Source organism: Thermoanaerobacter wiegelii Rt8.B1 (genome assembly GCF_000147695.2).
Classification (GTDB): domain Bacteria; phylum Bacillota; class Thermoanaerobacteria; order Thermoanaerobacterales; family Thermoanaerobacteraceae; genus Thermoanaerobacter; species Thermoanaerobacter ethanolicus.
In genome coordinates, this window is record NC_015958.1 from 2,661,035 (window position 1) to 2,673,575 (window position 12,541).

General features: G+C 34.4%; 9 protein-coding genes, 3 pseudogenes and 1 CRISPR repeat array (1 of these 13 only partly in view). Of the genes and pseudogenes, 3 read left to right on the forward strand and 9 right to left on the reverse strand.

Annotation, left to right across the window (positions count from 1 at the left end):
* Window positions 1-4 precede the first annotated feature (4 nt).
* Both THEWI_RS13010 and THEWI_RS13015 read right to left on the reverse strand, forming a co-directional pair.
* Window positions 5-784: an MBL fold metallo-hydrolase gene (locus tag THEWI_RS13010; protein WP_003871085.1), complete on the reverse strand. Its 780-nt coding sequence runs from the start codon at window positions 782-784 to the stop codon at window positions 5-7.
* A gap of 260 nt (window positions 785-1,044) precedes the next feature.
* A complete protein-coding gene (locus THEWI_RS13015; protein WP_014063721.1) occupies window positions 1,045-2,970 on the reverse strand; it encodes an NAD(P)/FAD-dependent oxidoreductase in 1,926 nt (641 codons plus the stop codon).
* A gap of 200 nt (window positions 2,971-3,170) precedes the next feature.
* Between THEWI_RS13015 and THEWI_RS13020 the strand changes: the two are divergent.
* A pseudogene (locus THEWI_RS13020) lies at window positions 3,171-3,938 on the forward strand (UPF0236 family transposase-like protein); the annotation flags it as partial.
* Between the two features lie 212 nt (window positions 3,939-4,150).
* Here THEWI_RS13020 and THEWI_RS13025 read toward each other — a convergent pair.
* The 3 genes and pseudogenes from THEWI_RS13025 to THEWI_RS13035 form a co-directional block, all read right to left on the reverse strand.
* Window positions 4,151-4,950 (reverse strand): annotated as a pseudogene (locus THEWI_RS13025) (ExeA family protein).
* A 17-nt stretch (window positions 4,951-4,967) separates the two neighbouring features.
* A complete protein-coding gene (locus THEWI_RS13030) occupies window positions 4,968-6,281 on the reverse strand; it encodes an IS481 family transposase (RefSeq protein WP_014063723.1) in 1,314 nt (437 codons plus the stop codon).
* 136 nt (window positions 6,282-6,417) lie between these two features.
* On the reverse strand, window positions 6,418-6,999 hold the full coding sequence (locus THEWI_RS13035; protein WP_014062373.1) for a DUF6431 domain-containing protein: 582 nt from the start codon (window positions 6,997-6,999) through the stop codon (window positions 6,418-6,420).
* Window positions 7,000-7,142: 143 nt separating this feature from the next.
* Between THEWI_RS13035 and THEWI_RS13040 the strand changes: the two are divergent.
* Window positions 7,143-7,784, forward strand: a pseudogene (locus tag THEWI_RS13040) (ISLre2 family transposase); the annotation flags it as partial.
* Between the two features lie 115 nt (window positions 7,785-7,899).
* Here THEWI_RS13040 and cas2 read toward each other — a convergent pair.
* The 4 genes from cas2 to THEWI_RS13060 all read right to left on the reverse strand — a co-directional run bounded on the left by cas2 (window position 7,900) and on the right by THEWI_RS13060 (window position 10,723).
* The gene (cas2, locus tag THEWI_RS13045; protein ID WP_003871087.1) at window positions 7,900-8,163 is read right to left on the reverse strand and encodes a CRISPR-associated endonuclease Cas2; all 264 of its coding nucleotides are present in this window, start codon (window positions 8,161-8,163) and stop codon (window positions 7,900-7,902) included.
* Between the two features lie 16 nt (window positions 8,164-8,179).
* Window positions 8,180-9,172 carry a type I-B CRISPR-associated endonuclease Cas1b gene (cas1b, locus tag THEWI_RS13050; protein ID WP_014063724.1) on the reverse strand — a complete coding sequence of 331 codons (993 nt, stop codon included), beginning with the start codon at window positions 9,170-9,172 and terminating at the stop codon, window positions 8,180-8,182.
* Window positions 9,169-9,666 (reverse strand): CRISPR-associated protein Cas4, encoded by a 498-nt coding sequence (cas4, locus tag THEWI_RS13055; RefSeq protein ID WP_014063725.1) that lies wholly within the window; start codon window positions 9,664-9,666, stop codon window positions 9,169-9,171. Before cas4 ends, cas1b begins: the two co-directional genes overlap by 4 nt.
* A 328-nt stretch (window positions 9,667-9,994) precedes the next feature.
* On the reverse strand, window positions 9,995-10,723 hold the full coding sequence (locus THEWI_RS13060) for a peptidase E (RefSeq protein ID WP_014063726.1): 729 nt from the start codon (window positions 10,721-10,723) through the stop codon (window positions 9,995-9,997).
* A gap of 334 nt (window positions 10,724-11,057) precedes the next feature.
* Between THEWI_RS13060 and THEWI_RS13065 the strand changes: the two genes are divergently transcribed.
* Complete coding sequence (locus THEWI_RS13065) at window positions 11,058-12,278, forward strand: IS110 family RNA-guided transposase (RefSeq protein WP_014063727.1); 1,221 nt, start codon at window positions 11,058-11,060, stop codon at window positions 12,276-12,278.
* 152 nt (window positions 12,279-12,430) lie between these two features.
* Window positions 12,431-12,541: a CRISPR direct-repeat array (repeat unit 30 nt; unit sequence GTTTCAATTCCTTATAGGTAGGCTAAAAAC) (it continues 5,556 nt past the right edge of the window).

Here is a 12,541-nt window from a genome sequence, read left to right on the forward strand (position 1 = left end):
CTGTTTATATTTCTACTAAATCACTTTCAATATTTCTTAAAGCCATACGCACCTCAAATTTTACTCCTGATTTTTTAAGTACATTTGTAACAGTCGCAAAGGCAAGTTCTGGTCTGTTGTTATTTTGGCTTAAATGGCCTAAAAAAGCTATTCCTATCGCTTTCATTTTAAACAGCTTCATGAGAGTGTCTGCTGCAGCATCATTAGAAAGATGCCCTAAATTAGATAAAATCCTTTTTTTAAGAGGCCATGGATATGAACCATTGATAAGCATTTCTATATCATGGTTTGCTTCTAAAAGTACTATATCGGAACCTATAAGATGATTTGCAACACCTCTCGTCATGTATCCTAAATCAGTAGCAATGGAAATTTTTTTATCTCCACATTTAAAGGAAAAACCTACCGGTTCCACGGCATCATGAGACTTTTTAAAGGGCATTATTTTTACATCCCCAATTTCAAATTCTTCTCCTGTGGTAAAATAGAGTTTGTTTTTTTCGGAAATTTCTTTTATGTCTTTCTCCATTACCTCCCATGTAGCTTTATTGGCATATATAGGTATATTGTATCTCCTTGAAAGTACCCCGGCTCCGATAATATGATCTTTATGCTCATGAGTTATAAGAATGGCAGATAGACTTTTAGGGTTTATCCCTATGTTAAGTAATGCTTTTTCAATTGTTCTACCGCTTAAGCCCGCATCAACAAGTATATGTACATCTTTATGATTTATGTAAATAGCATTTCCACTACTTCCTGACCTTAAGGAGCAAAATTTCATAGCCCATATACCCGCATTGCGGGTATCCCCCTTTCTTTTGCTATCACAATTAATTATAACAATTTTTCTAAGGCAAGTGAAGAAATTTTCTTTTTAAAAGAAAAGTAATTATTCACATTCGATCTGTGTGCAAATTTTTCATAGCTCAAAAATTCCTCATAATTCTAGCAGAAAGACTTTCAACATTAAATTATCAACATATTCACATACATTTGTGGATAAGTTGATAATTTAAAAATATAAGAGGGGAGTAATCCATCTTATATGGAAAGACCTAAATTACGTCCTTCAGAAATAGCGTGGACAATCTTTCTCACTTCTTTAGCATCTCCTATAACATGGAGCTTTTCTTGTGGTAAAACTTTACTGACTTCTTCGTAAAGAGAAGGATCTGGTTTTAAACCTACGGCTAAAACTATAGTATCGGGAAGTGGCAGCTCTTTTTCCCCTTCAGGTGTCTCCACCAAAAGCACCTTTCCTACTTCCTTTAAACGAGTTTTTACATAAATTTCAACACCCCGTTCTTTTAAGCGCTTCATAATGAGATTTTTTTCAAAAACTCCCATATCTCTTGCTACTTCCTCCAAAAGCTCAATAACCATAACTTCTTTGCCCTGTTCTGAGAGATAATCAGCAGTTTCCATGCCTATTAAGCCGCCACCAATTATGGCAACCTTATTGCCTGGTTGTTTTTCTCCTCTTAATACTTCCACAGCTGTCAAAAAGCCGTATTCTTTAAGTCCGGGAATAGGTGGTACAATTGGCTGTCCTCCTGTCGCAAGGACGACTTCGTCAGCCTCCCATTTTGCTACTTCTTCTGCTACAACTTTATGATTAAGATTTAAAGTAACACCGAGCTTTGGAAGCACTTCTTTATAGTATTCCACGATGCCTTTCAATTCTTCTTTATGAGGAGGAACAGAACCGGGCAAAACTTGACCTCCGATCTCTCCTTTTTCCTCATAAATGTATACTTTATGTCCTCTTGCAGCAACAGTATAAGCTGCTTCCAAGCCTGCAAGTCCAGCACCAATGATAAATACTTTCTTTCCAGGTTGAGGTGCTTTTGGTATTTCGATTTCCTCCTCCTTGCCAACTGATGGGTTGAAATTACAGCCAAAACGGCGTCCTGCTCTCAATTCATCTAAACAGCCTTGGTGGCAAGCGGCACAACGGCGTATTTCCTTGCTGCGTCCTGAGGTAGCTTTTTCTATAAATAGCGGATCAGCAACCAAAGGACGTCCAAGAGCAACTAAATCAGCTTTACCTGATACCAATATCTCTTCTGCTAATTCTGGAGTATTGATTCGCCCAACAGCGATAACAGGAATATTGACCTGTTCTTTTATTTTTGAAGCAAATTCCCATGCTAATCCTTTTTGTGTTCCCAAAGTTTGCAATGTAATAGCACCAGACTCACAGCTACTTCCTAAAGAAACATCAATAGCAGCAACACCTTTATCTTCTAATGCTTTAGCAAGACGGATCGCATCCTCTAATGTCCAACCCCCTGGCACAAGTTCATCAGCACTAATGCGTACAATAATTGGAAAATCAACACCTATCTCTTTCTTTATTTCAGCTAATATTTCCATCCCAAAGCGAATTCTATTCTCAAAACTGCCACCATATTCGTCCTCTCTTTTGTTAGTATAAGGTGACAAAAACTGGTGAATAAGATAACCATGTCCAAATTGAATTTCCAATGCATCTGCACCAGCTTCATAAGCTCTGACAGCAGCTCTTACGTAAGTATTTTGCCATTTCTTTATGTCCTCATGAGGTATTCCTTGTGGTTCAACTCCAATAGTTGGACAAGCTATTGGAGAAGGTGCGATAAGGGGTAATTTAGTTACCATTGGATTTGCTATTCGCCCCGCATGATTGATGTAGACTGCAACTTTGCTACCAGCCTCCTGTAGGGGGGTAATAAGGCGGCGAAGCCCCTCTACCATTGCATCATCATAAATACCTAATTGACGCGGAATTTCCTTTCCTGAAGGATCTATATATGCTGACTCTAAAACAATTAAACCTACTCCCCCTTTTGCCCTATTTACATAATATTGAATTAGCTCTTCTGTAACCTGTCCCTCTGGTGTAGCATAACCCGTTTTAACAGGCGCCATTACTACTCGATTTTTTAAATTTAAATTGCCTATTTTTATGGGCTTTGTAAGTTCCATCTTATCACTCCTTTTGAGCAGTGTATTTTAAAATAATGTTCATAACTATTAAATTCGACACAAAATAGTCAATTCCTGCTTTGTTAAATTTTTGGATAGTGTAAAATTATCGTAGGATTTTTAAAGTGAAAAAAACAAGAGACAACCCCTGTGATAAAATAGAAATAGGAAACAAAACATCACAGAAAGGGGTGTCTCTTGTGAAAAAATATATTTTTGAAGATATTATACTACAAAATGCTCTAAATTTCACTAGAGAAGTGATAGAAATTTTTGGTGATTTATTAAACGAAGGAATGGATATTACAAGACTTGTAGCAAGAATAAAGGAAATCACGGACAAACTAGGTAGTGAAGTAATAGAAGCAATTATTGAAGAGTTAGATAGGATAATAAAAGAAGACAAGAGAAGGAAAGAAAAATGGATAGTAGAAAGAAAAGATAAAAAGAGGTTAACGACAATTCTTGGAGATATTGAATATGAGAGGACATATTACAAATCTAGGCAGGATGGGAGATATACATATTTGGTGGATGATGCATTAGAGATAGGGCGGCACGATAGGATAGAAAAGGGAGTAAAGATAAAGTTAGTAGAAAACGCGATAGAAGAATCATATGAAAGAAGTAGTAAAAAAGCATGTCCAGAGGAGTTAAGTAAACAGACGGTATTAAACGCAATAAGGGAAGTAGGTGAAGTAGAAGTAAAGAGAGAAATAAAAGAGAAGAAAGAAGTAAAGGTATTATACATAGAGGCAGACGAGGACCATGTACCTTTACAGGACGGGAGAGATGAAACTCCACGATTAGTATACATACATGAAGGTAGAGAAGAGAAAAACGGAAGGAACGTACTGAAGAATGTCTATTACAAGGCATACGTAGGAGAGAAAGCTGAAGACATATGGATAGATGTAGCAAATTACATAGAAGAAAATTACAAGGAAGAGAAGATAGAGAAGATATACTGTCAATTCTCAAATTAAATCTCCAAAGATTTTCAAATTATAATGGCATTTTTTAAGTGCATAAAAGTATTTTTTCTCAAATTATTACAGCCTGATTAAAAATTTTTTTCACTTTCCAAGAGCATTACCGCCAAAATATGTTAATATCTGTTATTGAAATTTTATTTAATTAATATATAATAAAATTGAGAGTAACACAAAAAGTGCTACTCTCATAAACTGATTTCATTTTGTGCCTGGTATATTACTTCTTCGTCTATTTCTCTTAGCCTTTTAGAATACGCATAGAGTAAAGAAGCTGTTACCAGGTTATTTATTATCCTTGGGAGCCCTTTTGTTAGGGAATATATTGCTTCATATGCTGATGGTGTAAATATATCATCCATCATTCCGGCTATTTTCATTCTTGTTTTTATATAATCTTGAATTTCTTCTTTTTTTAGCCCTTGCATCACATATTTTATAGAAATTCTTTGCCTTAGTGCACTGTTTACATTGAGAGCTAGTTTGTTTCTTATGTGTGGTTGTCCTGAAAGTATCAATATATACGGGTTTTTAGAATCCATATTAAAGTTAAATATTATTCTCAAATCTTCAAGAACATCATTAGAAACCAGTTGTATTTCATCTAATATTATGACAGGAGTTATTTTCTGGCTATAGTAAAGTTCTGTTATCGCTCTTTGTATCTGGTAAAAGAGCGTTACTTTTTGTATGAGGGTGTTTCGCCTAAAATCATAGCCAATGCTTGATAGAATTCTCTCACTGTAAGTGTAGATAAAGCGAAATAACATGGTTTAAATGTAGAACGGTTGAGGCTTTCAGCATATCTTCTTAATGCAGTAGATTTACCTGAACCGGCCTCCCCAACGATAAGTCCTATACCCCTTGTTTCTTGTAAATATTTTAACCTGGCATTTAATTCAGCAATGTCTTCACTTATGTAAAGGTCGTTTACACTTATCTCTTTAGAAAATGGATTAAATTTCATTCCAAAATATTGGGTAAACACTTTAAGGCACCTCTCTTTCAATCAATGATATCGTTAAAAGAGATTACTTTATGCTTGGTAAAATCACTTATTTCTTCATTTTCGTTTACGTCATTTTTGCCTTTTATATACGCAGCAGGAATTTTAGCATTCTCATGAAAGTTCACTTTATACGCTTCCCCCACTTTTTTGCCCTCATAATAAAGTAGAAGCGGTGTATTATCCTTAAGCCACTCAGGGTCATATCTGACTTCTAAGTGCATATTTTTAAACTTTTCTTCTGTTTCATAAAGTATATTTTCCACTTTAAGTGTAGCATCCTTATTTACCTTACGATTTACTCTTATGAGAAAACATTCATTCAACATATCTATGTTACACATATTTATTCTTGATATTTGTGACATGAAAAAATCTAAAGGACTCATGCCAATACTGCTGTGTTCTTTTCTGTTGTAATCTTCCTCCAGCCATTTAAAAAACATCATGTTGAGTTCATCTATACTCTTTACGGAGGTAGGATCTATTGTGCTTAAGAATCTCATTCTCACCGTATGAAAGAATCTTTCTATTTTTCCTTTTGAATGAGGTGAAAAAGGCTCAGCGTGAATAAGAGATGTGCCTAGTGAAGCACAGATATATTCCAATTGAGTGCTTCTATATATCTTTCCGTTGTCAGTGTAAAGCATTTTGGGTATCCCCCTTCTTAGCACCGCCTCTTTAAATGAGTCTCTTAAAGCTAAAAAATTCTGGGTATAGTAAAAGCGAGCATAGGTACAAAGCCTTGAAGCATCATCTATATATGCAATAAGGTACGTTTGTCTTTTTGTTTTACCTTCTTTAATATATGGCCCATACATGACATCAGTTTGCCACAGTTCATTGATGTATTCATGGGAAAATCTCTTTGTTTTACCCTCTTTTTCTTTATCTAGAGATTTTACAGGAATGTTTTTCAAAAACCTATAGAATGTCGAAAGGGATACTTTATTCGGTGATATTATTCCTTCTCCTATCAATGTCTCATAAAGAAGTTTGTTGGGCATTTCAGGATGTTCAAGCTTCTTTTGCTTTATTCTCTCTGAAAGTTCAAAGTCTATCTTTCTGTATTTGCCTCTGTCACTTCGATAACCCGGCTTTAACGCTTCTATACCACCTCTTAAATACTGATACAGCCACCCTCTAAGTGTCTTAGGAGTATATCTTCTCATTCCAAGATAAGGTATCTCAATAGGTTTATCGGAAAGAGCATCAAAATATTCTTTCTGATTTTTTACCTGTCCGTTTAACACCGGACTTATCAGTGAAAATCTCTTTAATGCTATAGCTTCTCTCGCTTTTTCATCAAGCATTTATATGTTCCCCCTTCACTTTTTTGATTTCTTAATCGTAATTTTAGCTCATATCTGGGGGACATTAAAGGAAAAAGCTATATTGCTAAGAAAAAATCAAAATTTTTATTTAAATCTTTCATGTTTAATGCTAAAATTATGTGAGAGGGGCCAGAAATGATTTTTGGCAATGGGCATAAAACCGTTGGGAAAAGAGTGGTACAATGTTTATTATGTCCAAAATCTCTCTGGCCCTCTCTCTTTGAGAACTAACCTCGAATAACTTTATGTAAGGGTCTATTTGCCTTAATCCATATATGATAAAACTTAAATTATTCATTATCCTTTTGGTGTAAAAATATATATGCTGTCTTGAAAATAGTATGGTAGGGAAGTTTCTTTTTAAGTCATTTATGAAAGAACTGAGAGTTTTTTCTCTTGTAAGTGTCTCTTTTAAAGACTTTACAATCATATTGAAAGAATACTGAAAATGAGGAATACAGAAATCAGGGAGGTAGGAAAGAGTCCTTTTGCACACAGGGCATATATACCTTCTTATGGCTATTTTTACACAGTTAGGTCCATCTAAATAGTAACGGTAGTAAAAACCGTGCTTTTTTAGTTTTACTCTGCACTTGCAGTCAGAATGAGGGCATCTGTCTGGTGGGTCAGGAAAATTGTAATCTTTACTTCTTTGCAAATATTCTTCAATGTTATCAACATGAAAAATTATTTGCATAAAACAACATCTCCAATTAAAAAATTAATGCTAAAAGAATGTGATGAATTTTTTTCACATTCCTTTAGCATTAATTTTATCACAAGATTATTTAATCTGAAAAATTTTATCGGTTTTGGGCTGAATTAATTTGAGAAATGACAATATACATAGCAGGAGATGGAGCGCCGTGGATAAAAGAGGGATTAGAGTGGATAGTAAAATCAAGGTTTGTGTTAGACAGATATCATTTAAACAAATACGTATTAAAAGCTACATCGAAAGAGCCAAAATACAGGGATAAGATATGGAGAGCAATAAATGAAGGAGATAAAGAAGAACTAAAGAAGGTATTTAATGAACTAATAAAGGTAACAAAGGAAGAGAGAGAAAAAGAGAAGGTAAAAGAGGCGAAGAGGTACATACTAAATAATTGGGAAGGAGTAGAGATATACAGTAAAGACAAAGATGTAATAGGGTGCAGTGCAGAAGGGCATATAAGTCATGTATTTTCTTCTAGATTAAGTAGGAATCCATTAGGATGGAGTAGAGAAGGATTAAAGTTAATGGCGAAATTAAGAGTATTCAGCAAGAATGGAGGAGATTTGAGAGAAATAGAATGGGGTAAGAAAGAGAATATAAATGAAGGGAGCTACAAATTAACGAAGAAGCAAATAAAAGAGGCGGTAAGGAGAGTTAAAACGTCTACAAATGAAAAAATAAATAATATTACGGTTTTGAATATAGGGAAAGTAACACCAATATATAAGGTTTTAAGAGCAATAAAATATGCGCAAGTTATATAAAATGCATGATAAGTTGAAGGCGGAAATTAACTAAGTTTCAGGGGTTGTCTTAAAAAAATCCTACAGTATCTTGACACTATCAATTTTTGTCTTTGTTTGCTTTGAAATGTAAATTTTATATAATTATGTCTTCTCCACCTTTTCTAAGCCCAAGGATTTCTCTTTCAGAATATTTGGTAGTCCGTAAAATATAAAAAATAACTGAATCCTCATCTTTGTCTATTATTCTTGAAAGCTCTATTTTTAGTTTTTTAAGATTGGCTTCTGATATTTCGCCTTCTAAAACAGAATTTTGGACCCAATGAAGGTATTTTCTGCAAGTCTTTAAAACTTTATTGACCCTTTTTTCATTCACATCGTAGACTAAAATTAAAAACATATCTTATCACCTAAATTTACCATTGTGCAATAAAAGGCTTGTACTGTTCTTCTTCAATCAAGTGTTTTTCCAATTTATACAGCTCTAACCTTATAAGTCTTCTATAAGAAACATTGTTAGAAAGATTCCTGTGTTTAATAGTTGTAGCAAGCTTATCTTCAAATTCCTGCACAAATACTTTTTTCCCTTTTTCTTTAAGTAATAATCCTTCTGCATCTTCTTCAAAGTCTTCTTTAGTAACCATTTTTTTGCTAAGCAAGGTAAATATAGTCCTATCTATAATGATAGGCTTAAAAATCTCTGAAACATCAAGATTTAAAGAAAAACGTCTAAAATTGGTCGCATGCAAAAAACCTATTCTCGGGTCTAAGTGGGTTTTGTAAATTTCACTTAAAGTTGTCGTATACATCAAAGAATTTCCAAAGCTTATCAATGTATTCAAAAAATTTTGAGGTGGTCTTTTGCTTCTAAAGTCAAACTTAAAATCTGGGTTTTGAATTATCTCATCAAAAGCCTTATAATAATATTCCCTAATATTACCTTCTATTGCCATTAATTCATTTATTGTAGAAGTTGAATCAACGCTCTCCCCTAATTTTTCTATGGGATAAATGACATCTTCCAAATCTTTGCCTCTATTTGAATAATATTTCAAAACTTGCCTTATATTCTTATAAGCTCCTTCGACAAATTTTTGAGCAAGATAAAGCCTTTTACTTCCATCATTATAATGCTCAGCTTGTCTTAATATCATATAGCCTGAGTTTAAATGTTCTCTTGGATAATAAGACCCTACATAATATCCATAATGATTGAAAAAATGAAGTATAATCTCTGATTGGGTTAAAAACTCAAGAAGTCTTTTGTTAAGGCTTACTTCTCCAAAAACCATTATTTCAGAAGTATTTTCTACTGGTATGAATTTTCTTCCATTTTCTCCTTCAAAAAATAGAGTATTATCTTTTCTTTTTAATTCCCCATCTGAAAAAATATAAATCGTTTTTTTCATGACATACAAAACTCCTTATACCCACAATTTTTACAATATGGAATTTTTATAAAAGCAGGTGGCTTTTCTTTATACACTATATCTTTAATTTCTTCAATTGCCTTTATAACTTCTTTTTCAAATTCTGGTGTAAGTTCTATTACTTCCCTCTTCCTTTCTTCTGGAAAGAAAAGTTGCCCTTTTGCAGTTATACCGCTTTGTTTTAACTTATAAAGATAAAATAAAAGCTGCATTTTTGCACTATCTTCCGCTTTTGAACTTTTCTTTACCTCGCCAATTAAAATATTATCTTTTTCCATTCTCACAAGGTCTAATACCACATTTTCAAAATGAATCTTTTTTCTATCCCTTTGATAAGAATTTTCATCAATAAGCCTACCTATTTCAATATAAGGATGTTCTTGGTCAGGCACTATCTGATGTGCCATAAGCCAAACTTGCCTTTTACAAATGGTATAACTTTGCATCAATGCCCCTGTAACCTCAAATTCCATAGTATCACCTATAAAAGTTTTTTATATTTTTTAATTAAACTATTTTCAATCCTCATCAAAACCGGAATACATAAACTTATCAGCTATTAATGACTCTAACTTCATTATCTTGTCATCTGAATATTCCCTATCTTCGATTGGTTTACCTAATTTTTAAATACCTCCAATTGTTCATCATTAAAAAATGTTTAATCTTTTCTATTTTCAATTAACCTTTCTATTTTGTTTGAAATTTTAATAAAAGTTTAAAACTATAGTCTCTTCTTCATGTTTTATATGCCTTTACCTAATTTCAATTCCTTATATGTAGGCTAAAAACCTGTTATATTTAAATCAGCAAATTGAATGGAATATAATCACGATGCCTTATTTCATCCACAAACAATTTATTTTCACTTCTTCTGAACACATAGGCATGTGCATTTTCAAAAGAATTTATGATTTTAAAAGTATCGTCTACGATTTCAATTGCGCAACCATTTTCTAGTCCTATACCCACTCCTTCGAAATCTATCATGAATTTCTCAAAAAGTTCCCTTCTATTTTCCTCGTTAAGATGAGGACATAGTATTGCATCGAAAAGCCCTAATCCTTCAACTTTAGTGTAATGCCAGTTTTCTTGATTTTCAAATCTCTGTGAATCGCTGAATCCATATTTGAACCAGCATATGGCTCCCGCACTCAACCCTGAAAGTACCGTTCCTCTTTGATAAGCATCGATAAGCGTCTTATCGACACCTTTCGATCTCCAGATCTCCATCATCCTTTTTGTGTTACCACCACCGACATAAATCAAATCTGCCCATGAGATCTTCTTCTCTATCTGTGAACTATCAGGATCATCTTTTATCAAGAATAAAATATCTGTCTCACATCCAAGCATTTTACCATAGACAAAGTCAAAATTATCACAATACGCTTCAGGTTCGCCACTTGCCGTTGGTACAAAAAGGGCTTTTGGCTTAGCCTTGTCAGTTAGTTTGACTATTTCTTCATCTATCTTAAAAGTTTCAAATTTTGAAATCTCTCCTCCTCCTATGGCAACTACCTTTTTCATATCCTCACCCCGTTTATAAATGAATTAGATCACAGGACCTATGGATAGTTTCAATTCCTTATAGACTCCCATGCCGCAAATGCGGCACCAGCAGAGGATGAAAATGTCCTTTTTTGATGATATAATCAGTACAGCGGCTGGTGAAGAAAGGTCGTTCTTACCTTGGTGCTTTGAGCCCGACTCATAGACAGACTCCAACGACCAGGTGCACCACAGATTGTTGCTCCCTTTACGGGAAGCACGCAGGATAGAATAACCCCTTATGGTTGTTGCACCAGCTCTTCAATTTTACAGTCGCTATCGTTCAAATTTTAAAAAAGGAGTTGGCTCTTTCATGGATTTAGTTTACTCTCACGTTTGCGGATTAGATGTCCATAAAAAGAATGTCGTAGCTTGTATAATAACACCAGAAGGTAAAGAAATCAGTACTTTTTCAACTATGACCGATGACCTTATTGCATTAAAAGAATTTATTAAAGCTAAAGGTTGTTCTGTTGTTGCTATGGAAAGTACCGGCTCTTATTGGAAACCTATTTACAATCTACTTGAGCTTGAGAGCATTAAAATCCTACTCGTCAATGCTAAGCATATTAAAAATGTCCCTGGTAGAAAAACCGATGTAAAAGATGCTGAGTGGATAGCAAGTCTCTTGCAACATGGCCTTTTGCAAGGCAGCTTTGTGCCAGATCGTGAACAAAGAGAACTTCGCGAGCTTGTTCGCTATAGAAAAAGCCTCATTGAAGAAAAATCAAGAGAACTTAATCGCATACAAAAGGTTTTAGAAGGAGCTAATATCAAACTGTCTTCCGTAGTCTCTGATATCAACGGGGCATCCAGTCGTTCTATACTTGAAGCTATTATAAATGGTGAAGATAATCCCGAAACCCTGGCTGAGCTTTCTCAAGGCAAGCTAAAAAATAAAATGGATGAACTAAAAGGCGCTTTAAAAGGCTTGATCAATCATCACCAAAGGATGCTTCTGGAAATACAGCTTAGACACATTGATTACCTTGATAAAGAAATAGCAAAATTAGACGAAGAAATTAAAAATCGAATGCTCCCTTTTGAAAAAGACCTGGCACTGCTGGATACAATCCCTGGAGTCGGAAGAAGAACCGCAGAACAAATAATAGCCGAAATCGGCACGAATATGGAACAGTTCCCTTCTGCTGCCCATTTGTGTTCTTGGGCAGGGTTGTGTCCAGGTCATAATGAAAGTGCTGGTAAACAAAAGTCTGCCAGAACTCGAAAAGGTAACCAAAAATTGCGAAGCTCTCTTATTGAAGCTGCCAGGGCTGCCTCAAGGGCAAAAGATACTTATCTCTCAAGTCAGTACCACCGCATCGCTGCTCGAAGAGGAGCAAACCGAGCAGCAGTTGCAGTGGCACATAGCATTTTAATTATAGTTTATCATATTCTCAAGCGAAAGCAACCATATATTGAATTAGGTCCTACTTATTATGAAGAGAAAAAGCGTAATATGATTATTCGTCAATCTGTAAAAAAGCTAGAGTCTTTAGGCCTTAAGGTCACGGTCGAATCTGCAGTGTCTTAACTTTTAATTTAACTTTATTAACCATTTATTTATCCCATATTTTTACATCGGTATGGGTTTAGTTTTTTGTTGCCTTTTTGAGAGACACTATTTTCAGGATAGGTAGGCTAAAAACGCAGTATTGCTCCAGGAATTCCCGTATCATTACCTTGGTTTCAATTCCTTATAGGTAGGCTAAAAACTCTCAGGATTTTACAATAGTAATACAATTTTAAGTTGTTTCAATTCCTTATAGGTAGGCTAAAAACATAATAGTAATAGAA